The organism is Rhabdothermus arcticus (assembly GCF_055382915.1).
Genome location: NZ_AP043808.1, coordinates 922,489 through 946,738, shown reverse-complemented (window position 1 = coordinate 946,738; position 24,250 = coordinate 922,489). Strand labels below are relative to the sequence as shown.

At 69.0% G+C, this 24,250-nt stretch carries 28 protein-coding genes; 10 read left to right on the top strand and 18 right to left on the bottom strand.

Features of this window, described 5'->3' with window-relative positions:
• Positions 1–9 precede the first annotated feature (9 nt).
• Entirely contained in the window at positions 10–795 is a 786-nt protein-coding gene (locus tag ACZ48Y_RS04890; RefSeq protein WP_464742734.1) for an SDR family oxidoreductase, read from the bottom strand.
• Positions 796–816: 21 nt separating this feature from the next.
• Here ACZ48Y_RS04890 and ACZ48Y_RS04885 point away from each other — a divergent pair, with 21 nt between their 5' ends.
• Positions 817–1,137 carry a cupin domain-containing protein gene (locus ACZ48Y_RS04885; RefSeq protein ID WP_464742732.1) on the top strand — a complete coding sequence of 107 codons (321 nt, stop codon included), beginning with the start codon at positions 817–819 and terminating at the stop codon, positions 1,135–1,137.
• On the opposite strand, the gene ACZ48Y_RS04880 is transcribed toward ACZ48Y_RS04885, so the two are convergent.
• The 3 genes from ACZ48Y_RS04880 to ACZ48Y_RS04870 form a co-directional block, all read right to left on the bottom strand.
• A complete protein-coding gene (locus ACZ48Y_RS04880) occupies positions 1,115–1,600 on the bottom strand; it encodes an N-acetyltransferase family protein (protein ID WP_464742730.1) in 486 nt (161 codons plus the stop codon). The two genes, ACZ48Y_RS04885 and ACZ48Y_RS04880, sit on opposite strands and share 23 nt — an antisense overlap.
• 70 nt (positions 1,601–1,670) lie before the next feature.
• On the bottom strand, positions 1,671–1,889 hold the full coding sequence (locus ACZ48Y_RS04875) for a cold-shock protein (RefSeq protein WP_464742728.1): 219 nt from the start codon (positions 1,887–1,889) through the stop codon (positions 1,671–1,673).
• Between the two features lie 117 nt (positions 1,890–2,006).
• Positions 2,007–3,080, bottom strand: a complete 1,074-nt coding sequence (locus ACZ48Y_RS04870; RefSeq protein ID WP_464742726.1) for a DnaJ C-terminal domain-containing protein — start codon at positions 3,078–3,080, stop codon at positions 2,007–2,009.
• Between the two features lie 37 nt (positions 3,081–3,117).
• Between ACZ48Y_RS04870 and ACZ48Y_RS04865 the strand changes: the two genes are divergently transcribed.
• Entirely contained in the window at positions 3,118–4,383 is a 1,266-nt protein-coding gene (locus tag ACZ48Y_RS04865) for a replication-associated recombination protein A (RefSeq protein WP_464742724.1), read from the top strand.
• Here ACZ48Y_RS04865 and polX read toward each other — a convergent pair.
• Complete coding sequence (gene polX, locus ACZ48Y_RS04860; RefSeq protein ID WP_464742722.1) at positions 4,380–6,107, bottom strand: DNA polymerase/3'-5' exonuclease PolX; 1,728 nt, start codon at positions 6,105–6,107, stop codon at positions 4,380–4,382. The two genes, ACZ48Y_RS04865 and polX, sit on opposite strands and share 4 nt — an antisense overlap.
• Before the next feature lie 97 nt (positions 6,108–6,204).
• Between polX and ACZ48Y_RS04855 the strand changes: the two genes are divergently transcribed.
• The 7 genes from ACZ48Y_RS04855 to ACZ48Y_RS04825 all read left to right on the top strand — a co-directional run bounded on the left by ACZ48Y_RS04855 (position 6,205) and on the right by ACZ48Y_RS04825 (position 13,756).
• On the top strand, positions 6,205–6,318 hold the full coding sequence (locus ACZ48Y_RS04855; protein ID WP_464742720.1) for a cytochrome c oxidase subunit 2A: 114 nt from the start codon (positions 6,205–6,207) through the stop codon (positions 6,316–6,318).
• A 3-nt stretch (positions 6,319–6,321) separates the two neighbouring features.
• Positions 6,322–6,798: a cytochrome c oxidase subunit II gene (locus tag ACZ48Y_RS04850; RefSeq protein WP_464742718.1), complete on the top strand. Its 477-nt coding sequence runs from the start codon at positions 6,322–6,324 to the stop codon at positions 6,796–6,798.
• A gap of 2 nt (positions 6,799–6,800) precedes the next feature.
• Positions 6,801–8,489 carry a cbb3-type cytochrome c oxidase subunit I gene (locus ACZ48Y_RS04845; protein ID WP_464742716.1) on the top strand — a complete coding sequence of 563 codons (1,689 nt, stop codon included), beginning with the start codon at positions 6,801–6,803 and terminating at the stop codon, positions 8,487–8,489.
• A gap of 125 nt (positions 8,490–8,614) precedes the next feature.
• On the top strand, positions 8,615–8,884 hold the full coding sequence (rpsO, locus tag ACZ48Y_RS04840) for a 30S ribosomal protein S15 (RefSeq protein ID WP_464742714.1): 270 nt from the start codon (positions 8,615–8,617) through the stop codon (positions 8,882–8,884).
• 74 nt (positions 8,885–8,958) lie between these two features.
• Positions 8,959–11,130: a polyribonucleotide nucleotidyltransferase gene (pnp, locus tag ACZ48Y_RS04835; protein WP_464742712.1), complete on the top strand. Its 2,172-nt coding sequence runs from the start codon at positions 8,959–8,961 to the stop codon at positions 11,128–11,130.
• A complete protein-coding gene (locus tag ACZ48Y_RS04830; protein WP_464742710.1) occupies positions 11,130–12,836 on the top strand; it encodes a ribonuclease J in 1,707 nt (568 codons plus the stop codon). The genes pnp and ACZ48Y_RS04830 overlap by 1 nt, the downstream gene beginning before the upstream one ends.
• Before the next feature lie 23 nt (positions 12,837–12,859).
• Positions 12,860–13,756 (top strand): AEC family transporter, encoded by an 897-nt coding sequence (locus ACZ48Y_RS04825; RefSeq protein WP_464742708.1) that lies wholly within the window; start codon positions 12,860–12,862, stop codon positions 13,754–13,756.
• Here ACZ48Y_RS04825 and ACZ48Y_RS04820 read toward each other — a convergent pair.
• From ACZ48Y_RS04820 to ACZ48Y_RS04805, 4 genes are read right to left on the bottom strand one after another with little or no spacing between them, the layout of a single operon-like run.
• Positions 13,719–14,111 carry a hypothetical protein gene (locus ACZ48Y_RS04820; RefSeq protein ID WP_464742706.1) on the bottom strand — a complete coding sequence of 131 codons (393 nt, stop codon included), beginning with the start codon at positions 14,109–14,111 and terminating at the stop codon, positions 13,719–13,721. The genes ACZ48Y_RS04825 and ACZ48Y_RS04820 overlap by 38 nt on opposite strands.
• An 8-nt stretch (positions 14,112–14,119) precedes the next feature.
• Positions 14,120–14,818, bottom strand: a complete 699-nt coding sequence (locus tag ACZ48Y_RS04815; RefSeq protein ID WP_464742704.1) for a 16S rRNA (uracil(1498)-N(3))-methyltransferase — start codon at positions 14,816–14,818, stop codon at positions 14,120–14,122.
• Complete coding sequence (locus ACZ48Y_RS04810; RefSeq protein ID WP_464742702.1) at positions 14,815–15,573, bottom strand: 50S ribosomal protein L11 methyltransferase; 759 nt, start codon at positions 15,571–15,573, stop codon at positions 14,815–14,817. Before ACZ48Y_RS04810 ends, ACZ48Y_RS04815 begins: the two co-directional genes overlap by 4 nt.
• Before the next feature lie 10 nt (positions 15,574–15,583).
• Positions 15,584–16,402 (bottom strand): phosphotransferase family protein, encoded by an 819-nt coding sequence (locus ACZ48Y_RS04805; RefSeq protein ID WP_464742700.1) that lies wholly within the window; start codon positions 16,400–16,402, stop codon positions 15,584–15,586.
• Positions 16,403–16,439: 37 nt separating this feature from the next.
• On the opposite strand from ACZ48Y_RS04805, the gene ACZ48Y_RS04800 reads away from it, so the two are divergent.
• Positions 16,440–17,570, top strand: a complete 1,131-nt coding sequence (locus ACZ48Y_RS04800; protein ID WP_464742698.1) for a radical SAM protein — start codon at positions 16,440–16,442, stop codon at positions 17,568–17,570.
• Here ACZ48Y_RS04800 and ACZ48Y_RS04795 read toward each other — a convergent pair.
• From ACZ48Y_RS04795 to ACZ48Y_RS04755, 9 genes are all read right to left on the bottom strand, one after another.
• Positions 17,567–18,145 (bottom strand): response regulator transcription factor, encoded by a 579-nt coding sequence (locus tag ACZ48Y_RS04795; protein WP_464742696.1) that lies wholly within the window; start codon positions 18,143–18,145, stop codon positions 17,567–17,569. The two genes, ACZ48Y_RS04800 and ACZ48Y_RS04795, sit on opposite strands and share 4 nt — an antisense overlap.
• Positions 18,146–18,147: 2 nt before the next feature.
• Positions 18,148–19,218, bottom strand: coding sequence for a sensor histidine kinase (locus tag ACZ48Y_RS04790; protein ID WP_464742694.1), 1,071 nt, complete (start codon positions 19,216–19,218; stop codon positions 18,148–18,150).
• Positions 19,184–20,323 (bottom strand): ABC transporter ATP-binding protein, encoded by a 1,140-nt coding sequence (locus ACZ48Y_RS04785; protein WP_464742692.1) that lies wholly within the window; start codon positions 20,321–20,323, stop codon positions 19,184–19,186. The genes ACZ48Y_RS04790 and ACZ48Y_RS04785 overlap by 35 nt, the downstream gene beginning before the upstream one ends.
• Before the next feature lie 101 nt (positions 20,324–20,424).
• Positions 20,425–21,399, bottom strand: a complete 975-nt coding sequence (gene glpX / locus ACZ48Y_RS04780; RefSeq protein ID WP_464742690.1) for a class II fructose-bisphosphatase — start codon at positions 21,397–21,399, stop codon at positions 20,425–20,427.
• Between the two features lie 44 nt (positions 21,400–21,443).
• Positions 21,444–21,575 (bottom strand): hypothetical protein, encoded by a 132-nt coding sequence (locus tag ACZ48Y_RS04775; protein ID WP_464742688.1) that lies wholly within the window; start codon positions 21,573–21,575, stop codon positions 21,444–21,446.
• A gap of 8 nt (positions 21,576–21,583) precedes the next feature.
• Positions 21,584–22,321 carry a hypothetical protein gene (locus tag ACZ48Y_RS04770; protein WP_464742686.1) on the bottom strand — a complete coding sequence of 246 codons (738 nt, stop codon included), beginning with the start codon at positions 22,319–22,321 and terminating at the stop codon, positions 21,584–21,586.
• Positions 22,318–22,998, bottom strand: a complete 681-nt coding sequence (locus tag ACZ48Y_RS04765; protein ID WP_464742684.1) for an ATP-binding cassette domain-containing protein — start codon at positions 22,996–22,998, stop codon at positions 22,318–22,320. The genes ACZ48Y_RS04770 and ACZ48Y_RS04765 overlap by 4 nt, the downstream gene beginning before the upstream one ends.
• On the bottom strand, positions 22,988–23,353 hold the full coding sequence (locus tag ACZ48Y_RS04760) for a GntR family transcriptional regulator (protein ID WP_464742682.1): 366 nt from the start codon (positions 23,351–23,353) through the stop codon (positions 22,988–22,990). The genes ACZ48Y_RS04765 and ACZ48Y_RS04760 overlap by 11 nt, the downstream gene beginning before the upstream one ends.
• Before the next feature lie 75 nt (positions 23,354–23,428).
• Positions 23,429–24,220, bottom strand: a complete 792-nt coding sequence (locus ACZ48Y_RS04755; protein WP_464742680.1) for an undecaprenyl-diphosphate phosphatase — start codon at positions 24,218–24,220, stop codon at positions 23,429–23,431.
• Positions 24,221–24,250: the final 30 nt, after the last annotated feature.

The following is a 24,250-nucleotide window of genomic DNA, read 5'->3' as shown; positions in this document are numbered from 1 at the left end:
AAAGCCCCTTTATAGCAAAAAGTGGACCAGGCCGCCGTCCACCACCCAGGTCTGGCCGGTCACGTAGCTCGCCGCCGGGGAGAGAAGGAAGACCGCGACCCGGGCGACCTCCTCGGGTTCGGCGAGGCGGCCCATGGGGATCTGGGCGGCGACCCGCTGGTAGACGGCCTCGACCGGGATCCCCTCGCGCTCGGCCTGCTCGGCGAAGAGGCTGGCGACCCGCTCGGTCGCGGTGTAGCCGGGGGCGATCGCGTTGACCGCGATGCCCTGTTGGGCGACCTCCAGGCTGAGCGACTTCAGGTATCCGGTTAGCCCCGCGCGCACCGCGTTGGAGAGGGCGAGGGTGGGGATCGGTTCCTTGACCGCGACCGAGGTGATGTAGACCACCCGGCCAAAGCCGCGTTCCCGCATCCCCGGCAGCAGGCCCTGGGTGAGCTCGACGAGCGGGGTGAAGAGGGCTTTGAAGGCCTCCTCGTAGGCCGCGGGCGGAAAGGCCGTGGCGCTCCCCGGCGGCGGCCCTCCGGTGTTGCCCAAAAAGAGGCTCACCTCGCCGAAGGCCTGGGCGGCCTCGAGCAGGCGCGCGCGTGCCTCCGCCTGGTTGAGGTCCACCGCCAGGTGGTCGGCTTCGCCGCCAGCTTCGCGAATCTCCCCGACCAGCTCGCGCAAGGCGGTGTCGCTGCGCGCGGCGACGAAGACCCGGGCGCCCTCCGCGGCCAGGAGGCGGGCGACGGCCCGGCCGATGCCCTTCGAGGCCCCGGTGACCAGCGCGGTCTTGCCCTTGATGCCGAGGTCCATGGGGCCCACTATAATCGATCCATGCAGATCCAGGACCTGGCGCGGCTGGTGCGCTTTTCCAAGGAGAAGATGCAAAAGATCGAGGTCTTCCCCTCGCCCTACATGCGGGTGGACCTCTACACCCTGCTCCCCGGCCAGGCGCAGCGGCTTCACGTCCACGAGAACGCGGACAAGGTCTACCTGGTGCTCGAGGGCGAGGTCGTTTTGGTCGTCGACGACGAGGAAGCCCTCCTCGCCGACGGGTCCGCGGGCTACGCCCCGGCGGGGAGCCGCCACGGGGTCCGCAACGACGCCGGTGAGCCCGCGGTCCTCTTCGTGGTCATGGCCCCGAAAGGGGGGTGACGAACCAGGTCAGGGCCGGGCCCCCGTCCCTGGCGTAGGTAAAACCCAGCCGCTTGAAGAACGCGAAGGCCCCGGGGTTCTTTCCGTAGACCACCGCGTAGAGCTTGCGGTAGCGGGGCGCGAGGTCCTGCATCAGGTCGCGCACCGCCCGGCTGCCCAGCCCCAGGCCGCGGTAGGCCTCGGCGATCAGCACCAGGCTCAGCGCGGCGGCGTCCGGCTCCGGCTGGCCCAGCTTGTAGTCGAGGTAGCCGACCGGCAGGTCCCCGGCGTAGAGCAGCTCGTTGCGCCGCTCTGGGTCCCCTGCGGCGGCGATCAGCTCGCGGCGCACGTCCTCGAGGCCGGGGACCTCGGCGCCGATCGCCGTGAAGTAGCCCGGGCTCTGCTCGTAGAGCGCCCGCAGGAGGGGAGCGTCGAGCGGACCGATCGGGCGGCGCAAGAGGGCGGGGAAGGTTTTCGTGCCCATCGCCCCCATGCTAGCCCCTTGACAAGATGAGAAGGGGGCCAAGGCCCCCTTCGCTGGTTGGCGTCGGTGCTTACTGCGCGGGCTCGACGACGGTGACGTTGACGGCCTGCGGGCCCTTGCCGGCGCGGCCTTCCTCGACCTCGAACTCGACGACGTCGCCCTCGTTCAGGCTACGAAAGCCCTCGGCGTTGATCGCGGTGTAGTGGACGAAGACGTCGCCCTCACCCTCGCGCTCGATGAACCCGTAGCCTTTTTCCGCGTTGAACCACTTAACTCGACCTCTAGGCATTGCAACTTCCTTTCTTACCAAGCCCTCACGGGCCCGCCGGGTACGGGGGATTGGGTTTGCGCATGGCACCCCCGGCTGTCCCGGACGCCTCAGCCTAGCACGTTTCCCCCACGGTGTCTAGGCGCGCCGCTTGAAGACCCGCTTGACCTTGTCCCAAAAGCCCTCGAGCCCCGCGGGCTCGCCCATCGCCTCGGCGTAGGCCAGGAGGGCCTCCCGGGCCTTGGGGGGGAGCGTCTTCGGGACCTCGAGCTCGGTGACCACGATCAGGCTGCCCCGGGGGCCGCCGCCGGGATCGGGAAGGCCCGCCTCCTCGAGCTCGAAGACCGCCCCGGCCTCGGTTCCGGGAGGGATCTCCAAGGGGACCGGGCCCTCCAGGCTGGGGACCTCGACCCGCGTCCCGAGCGCGGCCTGGGCCAGGCCGAGCTTCAGGCGGTAGACCAGGTTCTTCCCATCGCGCACCAGGGTGGGATGGGGCTTGACCCGCACCCGCAGGTAGAGGTCCCCGGCGCCGCCGGGCTTGACGTTCCCCGCGCCGGGGATGCGCAGCCTCTGGTGCTCGTCGAGCCCCGGAGGGAGCTTGACGGTCAGGGTCTCCTCGACCTCGACCTGTCCCCGGCCTTCGCAGGCGGGGCAGCGTTCGGTCAGGATCCGCCCCTGGCCCTTGCAATGGGGGCAGGCGCTCTCCTGGACGAAGGTGCCGAGGAAGGTGCGCTGGTACTGGCGCACCCGCCCCGCGCCCTGGCAGGTGGGGCAGGTCGTGCTGCGGCCGCCGCTGCCCTGGCAGGTGGGGCAGGGGACGAGCCGGGTGTAGCGGACCTCGACCTCGCCGCCGCGGGCAATGGTCTCCAGGTCGACCTCGACGGTGACCTCGAGGTCCTCCCCGCGGCGGCCGGCGCGGCCCCCAAAGCGCACCCCGAAGAGCTCCTCGAAGAGGTCGAAGAGGTCCTCGGGGTAGACGTTCCGGTAGGCCTCGGCGCCGGGCACGAAGCCCCGCCGGTCGTACTCGGCGCGCTTTTTGGGGTCCGAGAGCACGGCGTAGGCCTCGTTGATCGCCTTGAAGCGCTCCTCGGCCTCGGGGTCGCCAGGGTGCTTGTCCGGGTGGTATCGCTTCGCGAGCTCCCGGTAGGCGCGCTTGATCTCCTCCTGGGAGGCGGTCTTCTCGACGCCGAGGACGGCGTAGTAGTCCTTCATGCTAAGGGCACAGTATAGAGGAAGCGCGGCCGCTAGAATGGGGATCGTGCGCCCCCTTCCCGAGCGCGTCCGCCCCCAGCGCCTGGACGAGGTCGTCGGCCAGGCGGAGCTCGTTTCGCGCATCCAGCGCCAGCTTGCCACGGGCCAGCTCCCCTCGATGATCCTCTGGGGCCCGCCGGGGACCGGGAAGACGACCCTGGCGAGGATCCTCGCCGAGGCGGCGGGGCTGCCCTTCGTGGCGCTCTCGGCGGTGGAGGCCGGGGTCAAGGAGATCAAGCAGGTCGCCGCGGCCGCCGAGGCGGGCCCGGTGCTGCTCTTTTTCGACGAAATCCACCGTCTGAACAAGGCCCAGCAGGACTACCTTTTGCCCCTGGTGGAGTCGGGGCAGGTGGTGCTCGTCGGGGCGACGACGGAGAACCCCAGCTTCTCGATCATCCCCGCGCTGCGCTCGCGAGCCCGGGTCGAGGTCTTGCGGCCGCTGGAGAAGGAGGCCCTCCTCGAGGTCCTGCGCCGTGCGCTGGCCCACCCCGAGGGGCTTCAGGGCACCGAGGTCGCGCCCGAGGCCCTGGAGGCGATCGCCGAGGCCGCGGCCGGAGACGCGCGGCGGGCGCTCTTGGTCCTGGAGGCCGCGGCGGCGCTGGCCTCTGGCGTGGTGGACCTCGAGGCGGTGCGCGCGGCGCTGGGGCGCGAGGCCCTGGCCTTCGACCGCGGGGGCGAGGCCTTTTATGACCTGATCAGCGCCCTGCACAAGAGCATCCGCGGCGCCCACGTGGACGCCGCCCTCTACTACCTGGCGCGGATGCTCGAGGGCGGGGCGGACCCGCGCTACCTGGCCCGCCGGCTGGTGCGCATCGCCAGTGAGGACGTGGGGCTCGCCGACCCCCTGGCGCTCCGGGTGGCCCTCGCCGCCAAGGAGGCCTACGACTTCCTGGGCAGTCCGGAAGGGGAGCTCGCGCTCGCCGAGGCCGCGATCTACCTGGCGCTGGCGCCCAAGTCGAACGCGGTCGAGGCGGCCTTCCTGCGGGCCAGGAAGGCCGCCCGCGAACACCCCGCGGCCCCGGTGCCGCTGCACCTCAGGAACGCCCCCACCGCCCTCATGAAGCGGCTCGGCTACGGCGCGGGCTACGCCTACTACCACGAGGACAAGGAGGGGAGCTTCGCCCAGGCCTACCTCCCCGAAGCCCTCGAGGACGCGCGCTTTTACGCCCCCGGCGAGGAGGGCTGGGAGAAACGGGCCAAGGCGCGGCTGGAAGACCTTCGCCGCCGTTTTCGCATGGCCAGGAAGCGGGTCCGTTCCTCCTAGCTTTTGAGCGCCTTGGCCCAGTCGAGCAGCGCTTCGAGCGGCCGGGTGTTCAGGACCTGATCGGGGCCGATCCAGGCCCGCTGGGCGGTGCCCACCGCGAGCTCCATGAAGCGCAGGTGGTCCTTGTGGTGGGCGTCGGTGGAGAGGGTGAACAAAAGCCCCAGCTCGCGGGCCCGCCGCGCCAGGACGTCGGGCAGGTCCAGCCGGTCGTAGTAGCCGTCGATCTCCACCGCCTTCCCCAGCGCCTTCATGCGGGTAAAGATCTTCTCCCAGTCGGCCTTGACCCCCTCGCGCTTGCCGATCAGCCGCGCGGTGGGGTGGGCCAGCACGTGCACGTAGGGGTGCTCGATGGCCTTGAGGATGCGCTTGGTCATCGCCGCTTCGTCCATCGAGAAGCGGGAGTGGATGGAGACCAGGACGAGCTCGAGCTCCTTCAACACCTCGTCCGGGTAGTCCAGGCTGCCGTCGGCGAGGATGTCCACCTCGGCCCCGGCGATCAGGTAGGGCCGGCCCCCGGTCTTCTCGTTGACCTCGCGGATCTCCCGCAACCGCTCGGGCATCTTCTCCGGAGGCACCCCCCCGGCGACCCGGACCGCGGGGGAGTGGTCGGTGACCGCGAGGTAGGCGTACCCCCGTTCGGCGGCGTAGCGGGCGAGCTCCTCCAGGGTGTGCTTGCCGTCCGACCACTTGGAGTGCACCTGGAGGTCCCCCTTGATCTCCTCCAGGGTGATTAGCCGGGGCAGGGCGTGCCGTTGTGCGAGCTCGATCTCCCCGAGGTCCTCGCGCATCGGCGGGGGGATCCAGTCCATGCCCAGCGCGGCGTAGACCTCCTCCTCGGTGGCTCCGGCGATGCGCTCCTCGCCGCGCCAGACGCCGTACTCGTTGAGCTTGAGCCCCATCTGTTGGGCTATCTTCCGGAGGTGGATGTCGTGGGCCTTGCTTCCGGTGAAGTACTGCAGCCCCGCCCCCCAGGACTCCGGGGGGACGATCTTCAGGTCCACCTGCACCCCGCCGCGGATGAAGACCGTGGCCCGGTTCGCCCCCAGCGCGTAGACCTCCTCAACCGGGGCGAGCTGGGTGAAGGCCTTCGCCACCTTGCTCCCCTCGCGGGTCGCGGCGAGGAAGTCGAGGTCCCCGACGGTCTCCTTGTACCGCCGCGCGGAGCCGGCGATCTCGGCGTTCTCCACCTCGGGCAGGGCCTTGAGGAGGTTCAAGAGCTCCCTGGCGGGGTAGAGGACCGCCCCCAAGAGGTGGCGCTTCGAGGCGGCCTCGACCAGGTTGAGGTTCTTGAGGATGCGCTGGCGCTTGCGCTCCCCCCAGCCGGGGAGCTCGAGGACCTCCCCGGACTCGAGCACCGCTCTGAGCTTTTCCAGCGAGTCCACCCCGAAGGTGTCGTAGAGGACCTTCGCGGTCTTGGGCCCGACCCCGGGGACGCGCATGACCTCGAGGACCCCTTGGGGGACCTTGGCCTTCAACTCCTCGTGCTTTTTGACCTTACCGGTCTCGAGGTACTCGAGGATCTTCATCGCCAGGTCGTGGCCGATCCCGGGGATCGCCTCCAGCGCCTCGGGGCCCTTTTTGGCCAGCTCCTCGATGGGGTCCTCGAGGTCGTAGAGCACCCGGGCCGCCTGGCGGTAGGCGCGAACGCGAAAGGGGTTGTCGCCGAGGAACTCGAGCATGTCGGCGATGTCCTCGAAGATCTCGGCGATCGCTTGGTTTTTCATACGGCTCATCTTAAGATGATGAGGGCCCAGCCCCCAACCTGGGACATATGTCCTAAGCAAGAGTTGTCAAACTTTGTTCAGACGTGCGGAGGGAGCTATGGAGAAAAACGACGAAAAGCCGACGGTAGCCTTGACCACGGTCGCGGTGGTGACGATCACCATCCTGGTGATGTGGTTTGGGGTCTTCTTCGTCTTCCTTTCCAGGGGGTAGCGCATGAACGAAAAGATGATCAAGGCCTACGAGCGCGGTTGGGTGATGTTCGCGCTCTTCATGATCCTGGTTTTTTTGGTGTTCATCGGCTATACCCTTTCCGGGTTCGCGTTCTACATCCCCACCTCGGCGGAGCGCATCGACCCCACCAAGGTGATGGCCGGAGGGTTTCCCGCGCCCCACGTCGAGCAGGTGGGCCCGGGGAAGTACCAGGCCTACGTGATCGCCCGGGCGTTCTCCTTCACCCCGGGGGAGATGCACTTCAAGGTGGGGGATGAGGTGACCTTCTTCGTCACCAGCCCCGACGTACAGCACGGCTTTTACGTCCACGGCACGGACATCAACGTCCAGGTCATCCCCGGCGAGGTGGCCAAGGTCAAGACCAAGTTCAAGCGACCCGGTGAGTACCTGGTGATCTGCAGCGAGTACTGCGGCATCGGGCACCAGAACATGATCGGCAAGATCGTGGTGGAGGAGTAAGCATGGCGACGCGCGTGCAGCAAGACGCCTACGCGGATTTCCCGGTCAAGAAGGTTTCCCTGTACTTCGTCGTCCTCTCCTTCCTGGCGCTGACGATCGGGACCCTGTTCGGCCCCTTCCAGGCCCTCAACTACGGCGACATCAACCTCTACCCCTGGCTGGAAAAGCTCTTGCCCTTCGTCAAGTCCTACTACCAGGGCCTGACCCTGCACGGGGTCTTGAACGCCATCGTCTTCACCCAGCTCTTCGCCCAGGGGGCGCTCTTGTACCTGCAGTCGAAGGAGATGAACCTCCTGCCCCGAATGGGGGTGGCCTGGTTTAGCTGGTGGTTGGCCCTGGTGGGGCTGGTCCTGGCCGCGATTCCCCTTTTGGCCAACGACGCCACCGTCCTCTACACCTTCTACCCGCCGCTCAAGGGGCACCCCCTCTTCTACATCGGTGCGGCGCTGATCGTCGTCTCCTCCTACGTCACGATCTACCTCGCGGTGGATCTCTGGCTGCGCTGGAAGAAGCAAAACCCCGGCAAGCCCACCCCCCTCGTCAGCTACATGAGCCTGATCACCTGGATGATGTGGGGCGTCGCCGGGCTGGGCCTGGTGATCGAGGCCCTCTTCATCCTCATTCCCTGGTCCCTGGGCTGGGCGAAGGGCGCGGACCCACTGGTCGCGCGCACCCTCTTCTGGTGGACCGGCCACCCCATCGTCTACTTCTGGCTCCTTCCGGCCTACGTGGTCTGGTACGGCATCCTGCCCAAGAAGGCGGGGGGCAAGCTGATCTCCGATCCCCTGGCGCGGCTGGTCTTCTTGATGTTCTTGGTCTTCTCCACGCCGGTCGGCTTCCACCACCAGTTCGCCGACCCGGGCATCAGCCCCGCCTGGAAGATGGTGCACACCGTCCTCACCATGATGGTCGCGGTGCCCAGCCTGATCACCGCCTTTACCATCGCCGCCAGCCTGGAGCACGCGGGGCTGATGCGCGGCGGACGCGGCTTTTGGGGCAAGATCGCCAAGCTGCCCTGGGCGGATCCCTCGGTCGCGGCCTTCATTCTCGGGGCGATCTCCTTCATCGTCGGCGGCGCCGGGGGGATCGTGAACGCCAGCTTCACCCTGGACTACGTCGTCCACAACACCACCTGGATCCCCGGCCACTTCCATCTCCCGGTGGCCACCGCGGTGACCCTGACCCACATGGGGCTGGCCTTCATGCTCCTGCCCCACCTCACCGGGAAGCCGCTGGTCAACCCTAAGGCGGCGTTGATCGGGGTCTACCTCTGGTTTACCGGGATGATGGTGATGGCCGTGGGGCTGCACGCGATGGGGCTCCAGGGGGTGCCGCGGCGGGCCTGGATCTCCAACATGGCCCCGAACCTCAAGGGCACCTACGCGGAGAGCGCGCCCTTCATGGCGTTGAACGCGGTGGCCGGGGTGATCCTCTTCGTGGCCGCGGTGCTGATCCTCTACGTGATCTACGCGACCCTGCTGCAGGGCCGGCGGCTGCCCGCCGGGGAGCGGCCGGAGCTTGAGTTCACCGAGGTCATCTCCGGGCCCCAGGGCCGGCGCAGCGTGATGGTGATGGACCGCCTCTTCTTCTGGTGGGGCTTGGCCCTGGTCCTGGTGTTGATCGTCTACCTGCCGACCCTGGTCCAGCTGGTCGGGCAGTACGTCCCGGCGCCCGGCTGGCGCCTCTGGTAGCCCGCGGGGCGATCAAGGGGGCGGGGCTTTCCGCCCCCTTTTCTTGACCTTTCCGGGAACCGTGGGTAGGATGGGCGCTGAGGGGGAGAGGGCGGCCTGCGCTCTCCTTGCTGACGGAGGAAACGATGCCCATCACCGCAGAAGAAAAGAAGAAGATCATCGAGACGTTCGCGCGCTTTCCCGGGGACACCGGCTCGACCGAGGTCCAGGTCGCGCTCTTGACCGCGCGGATCAACCGCCTTTCCGACCACCTCAAGACCCACAAGCACGACTTCCACTCCCACCGCGGGCTCTTGAAGATGGTGGGGCAGCGCAAGCGCCTGCTGCGCTACCTCGAGCGCAAGGACAAGGAACGCTACCGCGCGCTCATTGAGAAGTTGGGCCTGAGAAAGTAAACTGGGATGCAGAAAAACCTGGGGGCGGGACCGGGGAGCCGGTCCCGCTTTGCCGTAGATAAGGAGTGAACGAGATGCCCATTAGCAGTCCAAACACCCCTAGACCCCGCGTCTTCGAGACCGAGATCGGCGGCCGCCGGCTCACCCTGGAGACCGGGAAGTACGCGCGCCAGGCCTCGGGTTCGGTGCTGGTGCGCTACGGCGACACCGTGGTCCTGGCCACCGCCGAGGCCAGCAAGACCCCGATCGAGGCTAGCTTCCTTCCCCTGACCGTGGAGTTCGAGGAGCGCCACTACGCGGTGGGGAAGATTCCAGGCTCGTTCATGCGCCGCGAGGGCCGGCCCGGCGAGAAGGCGATCCTCTCGGCGCGGATGACCGACCGGCCGATCCGCCCCCTCTTCCCCAAGGGGTTCCGGCACGAGGTGCAGGTCATCCTGACCGTTCTCTCGGCGGATCAGAAGAACCCCCCGGACGTCCTCGGCCCCCTGGCCGCGAGCGCCGCGCTGACCATCTCCGACATCCCCTGGGAGGGGCCGATCGCCTCGGTCCGGGTGGGCCGGATCGATGGCCGGTTGGTCCTCAACCCCACGCTCCAGGAGCTGGAGCAAAGCGACCTCGACCTGGTGGTCGCGGGGAGCAAGGAGGCGATCATCATGGTCGAGGCCGGGGCCAAGGAGGTACCCGAGGCCCTGCTGGTTGAGGCGCTGGCCTTCGCCCACCGCGAGATGCAGCCGCTGATCGAGCTCCAGGAGAGGATGCGCGCCGAGGTGGGCAAGCCGAAGTTCGCGTGGACCCCGCCTGAAAGCCTTTCCGAGGAGGCGATCGAGGCGCTCTGGGCCCGGGTCCGAGAGAAAGGGCTCGACCAGGTGCTCACGGTGGCCTCGAAGCAGGAGCGCAGTGAGGCGCTCGAGCGCTTCGCCGAGGCCCTCGTCGCGGAGTTCGTCCCCGAGGAGGCCGAGAACGCCGAAGCGCTGCGCCAGCGCTATCTCGAAGCCTTCGACGAGGTGGTGAAGAAGGAGCTTCGGCGCCTGATCCTAGAGGAGGGGCGCCGCGCCGACGGCCGCGGCCCGGACGAGATCCGGCCGATCTGGATCGAGGTCGACGTCCTCCCCCGGGCCCACGGCTCGGCGGTCTTCACCCGCGGCGAGACCCAGGTGCTGGGCACCGTCACCCTAGGGACCGGTCGCGACGAGCAGATCATCGACGACCTGGGGATCGACGAGAGCGAGCACTTCCTGGTGCACTACAACTTCCCGCCCTACTCGACCGGCGAGGTCAAGCGCCTACGCGGCGTCTCCCGCCGCGAGGTAGGCCACGGTAACCTGGCCAAGCGCGCCCTCCGGCCGGTGCTGCCCAGCGAGGAGGAATTCCCCTACACGATCCGCATCGTCGGCGACGTGCTCGAGTCCAACGGCTCCTCCTCGATGGCCACGACCTGCGCCGGGTGCCTGGCCCTGATGGACGCCGGGGTGCCGATCAAGAAGACCGTCGCCGGGATCGCCATGGGCCTGGTCAAGGAGGGTGACCGCCACGTGGTCCTCACCGACATCCTGGGCCTCGAGGACGCGCTCGGGGACATGGACTTCAAGGTCACCGGCACCCGGGACGGGGTCACCGCGCTGCAGATGGACATCAAGGTCCAGGGCCTCTCCTCGGAGATCCTGACCGAGGCCCTGGAGCAGGCCCGGCGCGCGCGGCTCTTCATCATCGACCAGATGGAGGCGGTGATGCCGCGGCCGCGCCCGGAGCCCAAGCCCTTCGCCCCGCGCATCCTCTCGCTGCGCGTGCCGGTGGACAAGATCGGCGCGATCATCGGCCCCGGCGGCAAGCACATCCGCCAGCTGGAGGAGCTCGGGGTCCAGATCGACATCGAGCCCGACGGCACGGTGCGCATCTACTCCGCGGACGCGAAGGCCGCCGAGGAGGCCAAGCGGCGCATCGAGGAGATGACCCGCGAGGCCAAGGTCGGGGAGGAGTTCGAGGGGGTGGTGACCCGCATCGTCCCCTTTGGGGCGTTCGTCGCCCTCTTCCCCGGCGCCGAGGGGCTCTTGCACATCAGCCAGCTCGCTGAGGGTCGGGTGGAGAAGGTCGAGGACGTGCTCAAGGTCGGGGACAAGGTGCGGGTCAAGGTCGCCGAGATCGACGCCCAGGGGCGGATCAACCTGATTCGGCCGGAGCTCGAGGGCAAGGTCCCCCCGCCCCGTAGGGGCGGCCCCCGCCGCGGCGGTCCGAGGAGGCGCGACTAATGTCCGAAGGGACCCCGCGCCGCCCCCGCCGCCGCTCCCGCCGCAGCAAGCCCAGCCCCCAGGCCGGGGCCGGCTACGTGGAGATCGTCCCCCTCGGGGGCATGGGGGAGATCGGCAAGAACATCACCGCCTTCCGCTACGAGGACGAGATCCTGGTCGTCGACGGGGGGCTGGCCTTCCCCACCGAGGAGATGCCCGGGGTGGACCTGCTCATCCCGCGCATCGACTACCTGATCCAGCACAAGGAGAAGATCAAGGGCTGGATCCTGACCCACGGCCACGAGGACCACATCGGCGGCCTGCCCTTCCTCTTCCCTCAGCTCCCTAAGGTGCCGGTCTACGGGGCCAAGCTCACGCTGGGCCTTTTGCGGGGCAAGCTCGAGGAGTTTGGCCTTAACCCCGGGGCCTTCGACCTGAACCTGGTCAACCCCGACGACCGGGTGCGCGTGGGTCGCTTTTTCACCGTCGACCTCTACCGCATGACCCACTCGATCCCCGACAACTCCGGCCTGGTCATTCATACCCCGATCGGGCGCATCGTGCACACCGGGGACTTCAAGCTCGACCCCACCCCGATCGACGGCAAGACCAGCCACCTGGCGACGGTCGCCGAGGCCGGAAAGGAGGGGGTCTTGCTGTTGATCGCGGACTCGACCAACGCCGAGCGCCCGGGGCTCACCCCCAGCGAGCGCGAGGTCGCGGAGGCCCTGGACCTGGTCATCGGCAACGCCAAGGGGCGGGTCTTCGTCACCACCTTCGCCTCCCACACCCACCGGGTGCAGTCGGTGATCCGCATCGCCGAGAAGTACGGGCGTAAGGTCGCGGTCGAGGGGCGAAGCATGGTGAAGTTCGCCCGCATCGCCCAGGAGCTCGGCTACCTCGAGCTCAAGGACCGGCTCTACACCCTGGACGAGCTCAACGACCTCCCCGACGAAGAGGTGCTGATCCTGGCCACCGGCAGCCAGGGCCAGCCGATGGCGGTCCTCTCCCGCCTGGCCTTCGACCGCCACAGCAAGCTCAGCGTCAAGCCGGGGGACACGGTGATCCTCTCCTCGAGCCCGATCCCGGGCAACGAGTCCGCGGTCAACCGGGTGATCAACCGCCTCTACGAGATCGGGGCCTTCGTCTTCTACCCGCCGGCCTACCGGGTGCACACCTCGGGCCACGCCTCCCGGGAGGAGCTCAAGCTCATCCTGAACCTCACCCGGCCCAAGTTCTTCATCCCCTGGCACGGCGAGGTGCGCCACCAGACCAACTTCGCCTGGCTGGCGGAGTCCATGCCCCAGCCGCCGCAGAAGATCTTCATCCCCCAGAACGGCGACGTCTTGCACCTCTTTCCGGATGATCTGAAGAAGGTCGGCGAGGTCCCCGCCGGGGCCTACTACGTCGACGGCCTGGGGGTCGGGGACATCACCGACGAGATCCTGGAGGAGCGCCACCGCATGGCCGCGGACGGGGTGGTGGTGATCACCGCCGTGGCCTCCCCGGATCCGGTCGTCGAGGTGGTGAGCATGGGCTTCGTCAAGGCGGGGCAGAAGCTCCTCGGCGAGATCCGCCGCATGGCCGAGGAGGCGGTGCTCCAGGGGGTCAAGAAGAAAAAGCGCCTGGAGGCGATCCGGGACGAGATCTACTACCCGGTGAAGAAGTTCATCAAGAAGGCCACAGGCCGGGACCCGGTCCTCATCCCCATCGTCATCGAGGGGTAGGGGCGCCGCCGTAAACTGGGGCGGTGGCCGCGCTCGTCCCGCTTTTTTCCGTCACCCTTCCGGTCTTCATCATCGCCGCCCTCGGCTACCTCGCGCTGCGCCGCTTTCCGATGGACGTGGGCGGCTACGTCCGCATCGTCCTCTACTTCTTCGTCCCCTTTTTGGTCTTCGACCAGGTGCGGCGGGTGGCCCCCGGGGGGCGGCTTTTCGCCTTCGCGCTGGCCTTCGTCGTCACCTACGCCGGGCTGTGGCTCCTGGGGCACGCCCTCTCGCGGCTGGCCCGCCTAAGCCCGGCGCGGCGGAAGACGCTTTTGGGGGCGTTGCTCTTTCCCAACACCGGGAACATGGGGCTTTCGCTCGCGCTCTTCGCCTTTGGCGAGCCGGGGCTCGAGCGCGCGGTGATCTACTTCCTCCTGGCGACCCTGGCCCTCTTCGGCCTGGGGCCGGCCCTCTACCGCGGGGTCGGAGTGGGGCACGGGGTGCGCATGACCCTGAGGCTGCCCTTTTTCTGGGCGCTCTTGGCGGCGATCGCGGTGAGCGGTCTGAGGCTGACCCTGCCGGCGGTGCTCGAGCGGCCGGTGGCGCTGATGGGGAGCGCGGCGATCCCCATGCTCCTCTTTGGCCTGGGGATGCAGATCGCGCGCACCCCGATCGCCTTGGGCCGCTTCGAGCTTCTCCTGAGCGGGCTGCGCCTGGTGCTGGCGCCGCTCTTCGGCTATGGCGTGGCGCGGCTTGTGGGGCTGGAGGGGCTGGACCTCAAGGTCTTCACCCTGCTCTCCGGGATGCCCGCGGCGGTCAACACCTACATGCTGGCGGCGGAGTTCGGCGGGGACGCCAAGGCCGCTGCGCGGGCGGTGGCCCTCTCCACGGTGCTCTCCTTTTTCACGATCCCGGCGGTGCTGGCGGCGTTGGGGGGGTGAGCTCGCCGAGGGCCAGGGTGGCCGCGTAGATCAAGCGGTCCTCAAAGCGGACCTCGAGGCGGTAGAGGCCCGGGCCCTCGCGGGGCAGGCTGAGGGTGAGCCGCTCCGGCGCGCGCTCGACGAAGACCGAGCGGGCCCAGACCACGCCTTCGTCGCGGAACCAGACGAGCTCCAGGTAGCCGGGCCGGGGGAGGGCCTCGACGGACAGGGTGAGCCGCACCGCGTCCGAGGTGGGCTCGAGCCGGGCGCTGACCAGCGCCCCGGGGGTCGGGGTGGCGGCTTCGGGGATCAGCGGCCAGAAGGTGTAGCGGCAGCCCCCGAGGAGGAGCAGGAGCAAGAGGAGCGCGCGGGGCATGCCCTAAGCTACCGCACCAGCCCCGCGTTCACGAGGGCCAGGAGGGCGAGCGGCGCGGTCTCCGCCCGGAGCACCCGCGGCCCCAGGCTGACCGGGATGAAGCCCCGCGCCCTGAGCGCCTCGACCTCGGCCTCGGTGAACCCCCCTTCGGGGCCGGTGGCCAGCGCCAGCGGCCGGTCCGGGTCGAACGCGCCGGGGACCGGCTGACCGGCCAGGGGATGGGCGACGAGGCCCTGCGCGACCTTGGGGATCGCCGCCAGGGGGATCGGGGGGTGCACCTCGGGGACGCGGCCGCGGCCGGACTGCTTGGCGGCCTCGACCGCGACCCTTCGCAGGCGCTCGAGCTTTTGCGGTTTCAAGGCTTTGGGAATGCTGCGCTCGGTGACGACGGGGACGAAGGCAGTGGCCCCGAGCTCGGTGCCCGCGCGCACCACGTCGGCGAGCTTGTCCCCCTTCAAGAGCGCGACGTAGAGCACCACCGGGACCGGGGGCTCGGTCGTTTGCCGCGAGCGCTCGAGCACCCGGAGCTCGACCCGGTCCCGTCCGGTGGCGGTGATCTCGGCCAGGGCCTCCTCGCCCCGGCCGTCGAAGAGGCGCACCCGGTCCCCGGGCGAAAGCCGGAGCACCCGCAAGAGGTGGCGCGCCTCTGGGCCCTCGAGCACCACCCGCTCGTCCAGGTCGGGGGCGAAGGCGCGGGGGAGCCTCATCCCTCGGCGATGACCAGCGCCCACTCGCCCTCGTGCCGCCACGCGCCGGGTGCCAGCCCGTGTTCGGAGAGGGCACGCTCGACCTTGTTGGCGCGCTCCTTGAGGATGCCGGTGAGGATGAGCTTCCCGCCCGGGGTCAGATGCTCGCGGTAGGCCGGGGCGAGCGCCTCGTGCAGTTCGGCGTAGAGGTTGGCGACGATCACCTCAAAGCGCGCCCCGGTCGCGTCCAGGCTGCCCTTTTCGACCCGGACCCTCACCCGGTTTTCCCGGGCGTTGGCGCGGGCCGCGGCCACCGCGACCGGATCGATGTCCAGGGCCAGCACCTCGGCCCCGAGCTTGGCCGCGGCGATCGCCAGGATCCCCGAGCCGGTCCCCAGATCCAGCAGGCGGGTGCCCGGTCCCACGGTCTCGGCGAGGGCGGCGAGGGCCATCCGGGTGGTCTCGTGGTGGCCGGTGCCGAAGGCCATCCCGGGCTCGATCACCAGGTCGAGCCTGTCCTGGGCCTCGGGGTGCCAGGGGGCGCGCACCCAAAAGGGGCCGGCGGCCACCGGCGTGAGGTCGCGGCGCCAGGCCTCGAGCCAGTCCTGATCGGGGACCGCTTCCCAGCGGCCCTCGAGGGGGAGGGGACGGCGTTCCGGGAAGTAGGCGAGGACCTCGCCCTCGCGTTCTTCCAGCCCCCGTGCCCCGGCCTCAAAGAGCAGGGGCAGGACCGGGTCCAGGCGCTCGAAGTCCCCTTCGAGGTGAAAGACCCACATCCCCTTCAGCCTACAGCGGCGGAAAGGTCTCGGAAAGCGCCTTGGCCAGGGGGAGCTTGTCCTTGAGCGCGTTCTCGAACGCCGAGCGGGCTTTTTCCCAAAACCAATAGAGGTCGTGGAGGTAGGTCATCGGGATCCAAAAGGCCAGCCGCCGCCAGAGCCCCTCGGGGTCCGGGTAGCGGCGCACCAGGGCGCGGAGCCGGTCAAGGGCGACCTCCGGGCCGAGCAGGTCCAGGCTGCCGGTCTTGAAGATCGCCAGGTCCCGGGCCGGGTCCTCGCCCCGAGCCCGGGCCCAGTCGACGACGAAGGTGCGCCCGTCGGCGGCGATCAGGACGTTCCCTGCCCAGAGGTCGGTGTGGCAAAAGGCCCGGCGCACCCCTTCGAGGTGCCCCAGCCGGTGCCTGAGGCGCTCGGCGAGCTCGGGGACGTCGGGCAAAACGCCAAGGGCGTCGCGAAAGCGCACGAGGCGCGCCTCGATCTCCGCCAGGTCCAGCGTTCCGGGCTCGGGGAGGCGGTGCAGCCAGAGGAGGAAGCGCCCCAGGCTGGCCAGGGCCCGGCCGTCGGCGCGCTCCGGGGCAAAGGGCGCGCCGGGAAAGCGGCGCAGGATGAGGACGCCGTGGCCGGTGGAGAGGGCCTCGACGCCGAGGACCCACTCCCCGAGCCCGGCGCGGGCCAGGTTCCGGGCCTCGCGAAAGGCAAGCGCGCGCTCTTTGGGCTTGTAGACCTTGTAGACCCGGCCGTTGTCGGCGAAGACGCGGGCCTCGAGGCCCTGGCCGAGGGGTTCGAGAGGGCCGTAGCGATCGACGAGCTCGGCCCATGCGGTGGCCACCCCGGGGCCTCTCATGGGCTAAGGGTAGCATGGGGCGATGAGCGCGGTGCCCGATGCCCTGGTCCTCTACCCGGCCGCGACGCACGTCGCGCGTGGGGGCCGGGCGGCGAGCTTCGACCTCGAGGGCCGCTGGATGACCTACCTGGAGGACGGCGTGCTCTATAAGCGCGCGCTCGATGGCACGGTGCACTGGCGGCGGCGCGAGGGCGGGCGGCGCAAGCGTGGCCGGCTCGACGAGGACGCGGCCCGCAGGCTGCACGGCCGGTTGCACACGTTGGCCCTTGCCGCCTGGCCCGAGGCCCAAGGGGAGGCCCGAGCGCGGCTTCAGCGCGTGCTTGCCTGGACCCCGGAGCGGCTGGTCGGGGAACGCGCGCGGTTTCACCGGGTCTACAAGCCGATCAGCATCCTTCCCCCGGACCGCTACCTTTCGGTGGTGCTTCAGGCGACCGAGGGCTGCACCTACAACCGCTGCACGTTTTGCAGCTTCTACCAGGACCGCCCTTTTACCGCCAAGGACCGCGCGGCCTTCGCTGCCCACGCCGAGGCGGTCCGGGCCTTTCTCGGGGCGGGGGCGCGGCTCAGAAAGGACGTCTTCCTCGCCGACGGCAACGCCCTCGCGCTCAGCGAGGCCCGCCTGCTCGGGCTCCTGGAGGTCGTTCGGGAGGTGTTCCCCGGGCGGCCGGTCTATGGCTTCATCGACCTCTACACCGGCGAGCACAAGCCCCTCGTGTCCTGGCAGCGGCTCGCCGAAGCGGGGCTCGCAGGCGTCTACATCGGCATGGAGACCGGGCACGACCCCTTGCTGGCCTGGCTGAACAAGCCCGGGGGACGGGACGCGCTCGTGGATTTCGTCAGCCTGCTCAAGGCCGCGGGGCGCTTCGTGGGGCTGATCGTGATGGTCGGGGCGGGCGGCGAGCGCTTTCGGGCGGCCCACTTCGCGGACACCCTGAACGCGCTTCGGGCGATGCCCCTGGAGCGGCGGGACGTGGTCTTCCTCTCGCCCTTCGTCGAGGGGCCGGGCTCGGTCTACCAGGCGCGGCGTCTGGCCGAGGGGATCCGTCCCCTTAGCGAGGCGGAGATCGAAGCTGAGCTTTTACGCTTTGCGCGGGCGGTGCGGGGGCTTGGGCTGCGCGCGGTGCGCTACGACATCCGCGAGTTCATCTACTAGATCAGGCCCAGCCGTCGGGCGATCTCCAGCGCCTCCACGCGGCTGTGCGCGCCGAGCTTGAGGTAGAGCTTTTTCACGTAGTCGCGCACCGTCTCCGGGCTCAGGTTGAGCTCGTGGGCGATCTCCTTCGCCGAGCGCCCGCGGGCGAGGCGGCGCAGCACTTCCAGCTCGCGCTCGGTGAGGTCCGGAAGGGTGGGCGGCTTGAAACGCGGCCGGCGGCCCTCCTTGAGGTCGAAGAGGGTGCGCGCGACCTCGAGCGACGAGGCCTCCTTGGAGAGGTAGGCGTTGGCCCCGGCCTTATGGGCCTCGACCTGGAGGGCGGGTTCGGAGAAGGTGGTGAGCATGATGACGAAGCCCGTATACCCCCGGCGCCGCAGCTCCCGGGTGGCCTCGATCCCATCCATCTCGGGCATCTTGATGTCCATCAACACCGCATCGGGCCGGTGCGCGAGGGTCTTTTCCACCGCTTCCAGGCCGTTCTCCGCTTCCAGGATGTGCTGAAAGCCCTCGCGCTCGAGCATCGCCTTGAGGCCGAGGCGAAAGAGGGGATGATCGTCCGCGATCAAAAGCTTCATGGTCACCAGATCGTCTCCAGGGTCTCCAAGACCGACTGCGGGTTGTAGTCGACCTCGATCTTGACGCAGGCGCCTCCGAGGGGGCTGCGGCAGCTTTGCAGCCGGCCGTGGTGAATCTCCGCCACCCGCTGCACGATGAAGAGGCCGAGCCCAGCGCTGCCCGCGCGCAGTCCCCGCAAGGCTTGGCTTAAAAAGGGCTGGGTCAGCTTCTCCAGAGGTCCGGGCAGGCCCGGGCCATCGTCGGCGACCTCGATGACCCCGCTCCTCACCCGCACCAGGACCCGCCGTTTGGCGTGTCGGATGGCGTTCTCGACGAGGTTTTCCACCGCCCGCTCGATCATGTCCGGGTCCGCGACCGCGGTGCCTTCGCCTTGCACGCGGATGCTCACGCCCCGGTTGAGGGCCCGGGGCTGCATCCGGTCCTTGATCTTTTCCGCGAGCTCCCGCAGGTTGACCTGCTCGGGGCGGGGACGCAGGCTCTCGATGCGGCTCGCGGCCAGCAGGTTCTCCACCAGTCGGTGGGCCCGGCCGAGCTCCTCGGCGAGTTGGCGTTGCAGCCGGATGCGGTTCTCCGCGCCGATGTCCGAGGCCTCGCTCAGGTACTCCAGCGCCCGGGTGCCCGCGATCAGCGGCGTCTTCAGGTCGTGGGCCAGGGTGGCGACGAGGAGTTCCCGCTCCTCGGCGGACTGCCTGAGGTGCGCGAGCAGGTCTTCGAAGCCCTGGCGCAGGGCCAGCAGCTCCCGGGGTGGGCGCTCTTGCATCGGGGGCAGGTAGAGGTCGCCGATCGAGCGGCGGCTGATCTTCAAATAGCGCACGCCCCGCTCGAGCTCTTCGAGCGGGGCGAGCAGCCGTCGGGCCAGCCAGACGCCCCCGAGGATCGAGGCCACCAGCGCCACCAGCGTCGGGACCAGGATGCGCCAGCCCATCGCCCCCTGAACCTCGGGGACCAGCGTCCAGACCGTGACCAGGACCGCGAGGACCGGAAGGGCGGAGAGCGCCCCGATGGTGAGGACGAGCTGGGTGCGAAGCGAGGGAGCGTTACCCGCTGAGGGCGGGTTCGAATTCCTGGGCATGGCTGATGGCCTTTTCGGTCTCCACGTCGAAGGCGTGCAGGCGATCGCGGTTGACCAGGAGGTCGACCTTCTCCTCGACCTTGACCGGGACGTGGCCCTCGAGGCGGGCGGTGATCAACACCCCGTCCACGTCCACGTGGATCTCGGTGTCCGCGCCCAGCGGCTCGACGATCTCGACGACGCCGGTCAGCCGGTTCTCGTCCTCGGGAAGGGAGCTGTACCCTTTGAGCTCGATGTGCTCGGGGCGCACGCCGAGCCAGACCCGCTTGCCGACGTAGCCCTGGTCCTTGAGTTCCTTGGCCATCTTGTCGTTGGCCCGGATGTGCACCCCCTCGCGGCGGAAGTAGATCCGACCCCCTTCGTCCACGACGTCGACCTCGATGAAGTTCATCGCCGGGCTGCCGATAAAGCCGGCGACGAACTTGTTGACCGGGAAGTCGTAGAGCTCGAGCGGCGGAGCGACCTGCTGGATCTTGCCGTCCCTCATGACCACGATGCGCTGCCCCATCGTCATGGCCTCGATCTGGTCGTGGGTGACGTAGATCGTGGTCACCCCCAGGCGGCGGTGCAGCTTGCTGATCTCGGCGCGCATCTCCACCCGCAGCTTGGCGTCGAGGTTGGAGAGCGGCTCGTCCATCAGGAAGACCTGGGGTTCGCGAACGATCGCCCGCCCCAGCGCCACGCGCTGGCGCTGGCCGCCGGAGAGCTCGCGGGGCTTGCGCTTGAGGAGGTGCTCGATCTTGAGGATCCGGGCCGCCTCCTTGACCCGGCGGTCGATCTCGTCACGGGGGACCCGCCGCAGCCGGAGGCCGAAGGCCATGTTGTCGTAGACGTTCATGTGCGGGTAGAGGGCGTAGTTTTGAAAGACCATGGCGATGTCCCGGTCCTTCGGAGGAACGTCGTTGACCAGACGGTCGCCGATGTAGATGTTGCCCTCGCTGACCTCCTCGAGGCCCGCGATCATGCGCAGCGTCGTCGTCTTACCGCAACCGGAGGGGCCGACGAAGACCACGAACTCCCCGTCCTTGGTCTCGAGGTTGAAGTCCTTGACCGCCACCACCTTGCCAAAGCGTTTCCACACGTGTTCCAGCTTGACCTTTGCCATAACCACCTCCGCCTCCCGCGCTCTGAGGCCGAACGCCCCATCGGGGAGCCAAACAGGGGACCCTGCGGGTCCCCCTCAATCTAACACGGGCCGAGCGCCGCCTAGATTCGCACCGTCACCCGCGCGCCCTTGTCGAAGAGGTGGATTGAGTCGATGAAGCGCACCACCCGGGTCGCATGGCCCATTGCCAGGGAGTGGGTGCGGGCGCCCCCGCCGAAGTAGCGGATGCCCCTTAGAATGTCGCCGTCGGTGATCCCGGTGGCGGCGAAGACGATCTCCTTTCCCGGGGCCAGGTCCTCGGTGGTGTAGATCTTTTCCGCCGAGGCCCCCATCGACTCCAGCCGCGCCCGCTCTTCCTCGTCTTCGGGGTAGAAGCGGGCTTGGATCTCCCCGCCCAGGGTCTTCAGCGCCGCCGCCGCGAGCACCCCCTCCGGGGCGCCGCCGATGCCCATCACCGCGTGCACCCCGGTGCCGCGCATGGCCGCGGCCAGGGCCGCGATCACGTCGCCGTCGCCGATCAGCTTGACCCGCGCCCCGGCGGCTCGGATCTCGGCGATCAGCTGTTCGTGCCGGGGCCGGTCGAGCACCACCACGACGAGGTCCTCGACGTCGCGGTTGAGGGCCATGGCGATGGCCTTGAGGTTGGCCTCGACCGGCCAGTCGAGGCCAACCTTGCCCGCCGCGGGAGGCGGCACCACGAGCTTTTCCATGTACATGTCAGGGGCGTGGAAGAGGCCGCCCTTCTCGCTGATCGCGATCACCGTCACCGCGTTGGGCAGGCCCTTGGCGGTGATGTTGGTGCCCTCGACGGGGTCCACGGCGATGTCCACCTCCGGCCCGCCGCGCCCCAGCACCTCGCCGATGTAGAGCATCGGCGCCTCGTCCATCTCGCCCTCGCCGATCACCACCGTGCCCCGGATGGGGAGCTCGTTGAGCACCTTGCGCATGGCCTCGGTGGCGACCTCGTCGACCTTGTGCTTGTCCCCTTTGCCGGTCCAGCGGCCGGCGGCGAGGGCGGCCTGCTCGGTGACCCGAACCACTTCCAACGCAAGTTCGCGTTCGATGGCGCCGTTCATGCCCCTAGCCTAACGCGAAGGGCTGCGCGGCCGCGGTGCTCGCGCTAGAACCCGCCGAGCAGGAGAAAGAGCCCCACCAGACCAGCGACGGCCACGGCCTTTGCGGTCGGGCTCTTGGTCCGGGTGTAGGCCAGGTAGAGGCCGTAAAGCCAGAGCGCGGTCTTCAACAGGATCATGCTGCCTCCTAAAGCTCGCTCTCCGCGTAGATGCGCGCAGAAAGCCAAAGGGCCAGCAGGTAGATGAGTACCCCGGCGGCCAGGGGCCAGGCCGGCCACACCGCCGGCGGTGGGGTAAAGGTGAGGCCGGGGAACTCACCGGTGAGCCACTTGAAGTGGCCCAGCGCGACCCGCGGTCCCCAATGCCAAAGGACCGACCCGTCGAGCCGAGCAAGGACCCAGCCTATGCCGGAGGGGATACCGAGGATCACCACCGCGGCCATGAGCCCGCCAACCCGGCCGAGCCGGTAGGCGATGTGGGTGGCGGCTATCAGCTGCGCCAGCCCGAGCGCAGGAAGGCCCAGGGCAAGGAAGAGGTAGGTCCCAAGGTGCACTAGCTCCCCGGGGGCCTGGGGGTAAAACCGGCCCGCGCCCCACGCGGCCAGGAGCACCAGGCCAGCGAAGAGGAAAAGACCCAGCGCCAGGAACTCGATTGCCTGGGCCAGGGTAAGCCGCAAGGGGCCGGCGGGGAGCAGGAGGAGCAGGCCGGTCTCGCCGCGGCCGGCGGCCCGGACCTCGCGGCGGTAGAGGATGAAGAGCAGGGCGAGCCCGCCCCAGAGGGCCCCCTGGGAGAGACCCGCGAGGTAGAGAAGGGCGGTGAGCCGGTCGAGGTTAAACCCGCTATAAGCGGCCAGGAGGAGCGCCACCAGGATGAAAAGCGCGATCCCCCGGTCGCGGTGGAGCTTCCAGGCCAAGAGCCCCCTCATGCCAGTACCTCCTTGAAGGTTTCGACCACGCTTTTGCCTTCCTTGCGCAGGTCCTCGACGCCGGCGTCGAGGACGACCCGACCTTCCTTCAAAAAAACCGCCCGGTCGAAGAGTCCCTCGGCCTCGCCGACCTCGTGGGTGGAAAGGACCACCGCCGCGTCTTCCCGCCATTCGTGGACCAGCGCCTTCAGGATCCGGTCGCGGCTGATGAGGTCGATGCCGGCCAGGGGTTCGTCGAGAAGGTAGAGGGAAGCCCGTTGGGCGAGGGCCAGGGCCAGGTTGGCCCGGGCGCGCTGCCCCTTGCTCATCTGGCCGAAGGGCCGATCGGGGACCTCGAGGAACCGCACCAGCTCCTCGAAGCGTTCGCGGTCGAAGTTGGGGTTGGCCCCGGCCAGCAGCCGGGCGACCGTTTTGGGGCGGGCACGGTCGGGCCAGGGATTTAGTTCCGGCAAATAGACCGCCTTGCCCCGAACCCTCCGCGGAGGCTGGCCAAGGAGGCGCACCTCACCGCGATCGGGGAGGAGGAGTCCTGCGATCAACTTGAGGAGGGTGGTCTTCCCGGCGCCGTTGAGTCCGAGGAGACCCACCACCTGCCCGGGTTCGACTTCGAGGCTGATCCCTGATAGGGCAAAGGTTTTCAAATAACGCTTGGCCACGTCCTTCACTTCAAGAAGCATCGCTCACCTCCCTAAGGGCCTCGATTGCTTTCTCGAGGTTTAATCCCAGTGCCCTGACCTCGACGAGGTAGCGTCGGGCAGCCTTTCGAAGGAGTGCCGACCGGAGGGCGGCGACGTTCAGGTCGGTCCGGACGAAGGTGCCCCGTCCTCTATGGGTTTCGGTGATCCCCCGCGCTTCCAGGAGCTCGTAGGCCCGGATCACGGTGTTGGGGTTCACCCTGAGTTGCTCCGCCAGTGTCCGCGCCGAGGGGAGTTTTTGCCCGGGGCGGAGATCCCCGCGGGCCAGGGCGGCCTCCACGTTGTCGGCGATTTGCTCGAAGATTGGCCCGGATTCGGGGTCCACGCGCCAGCGCAATCTTTACCTCCTTAGTGCACTATAGCACTAATACACAAGGGCACGCAAGCCCAGAGGGGGTGGCGGTGCGTGCCCTTAGCCGAATAGGAGCGCGAGCAGGGCCACGACGGCCACGTAGGGGGCAAAGAGGCGGAACTTCCCCGCCTTCAAGACGCCAAAGAGCAGGAGCATCGCGGCGTAGCCGCTGGCAAAGGCGGCCGCCACCATCGCCAGGATCGGGGCGGGCGCGACCCCTTTGGGGAGGCCTTCCTTTAAGCCGAGGAGCAGCACCCCGAGGCTCGCCGCCGCGTACATCAGGAAGGAGAGCTTGGCCGCGAACTCGGGCGCCAGGCCGAGCCGCAAGAACGCGCTGATCGTGGTGCCGGAGCGGGACACCCCGGGCCAGATCGCGATCGCCTGCGCCAGCCCGCCGAAAAGGGCGTCGCCAAACCCGACCCGCTCGGGCCGGTCCTTGGGGCCGCCGGGGGGCGTGGTCCAGAGCACCCAGGCGGTGAAGAGGAGGCCCAGGGCGACGTAGAAGGGGCGGTTGACGGCCTCGAAGACGTCCTTGACCAAAAGCCCCACCAGCGCGGCGGGCAGCGAGGCGACGATGACCAGCCAAGCCAGCCGCCAGCCGGAGGAGGCCCGGGCACGGGGCTGGAACAGCCCCCTAAAAAAGCCGGTGAGGGCCTCCGCGATCTCCCGCCGCATCACCAGCAAGGCGGCGAGGAAGGTCCCGGTGTTGGAGGCGATGTCCACCCAGAGGGGGAGGCGCTGGCCGCCAAAGAGGAAGCGGTCGACGAGGACCAGGTGGCCGGAGCTCGAGACCGGCAAGAACTCGGTCAAGCCCTGCACCAAGCCAAGGACGACGGCGTGGAGAACGTCCATGCCGCCCATCCTACTCGGCATAGGTCGCCG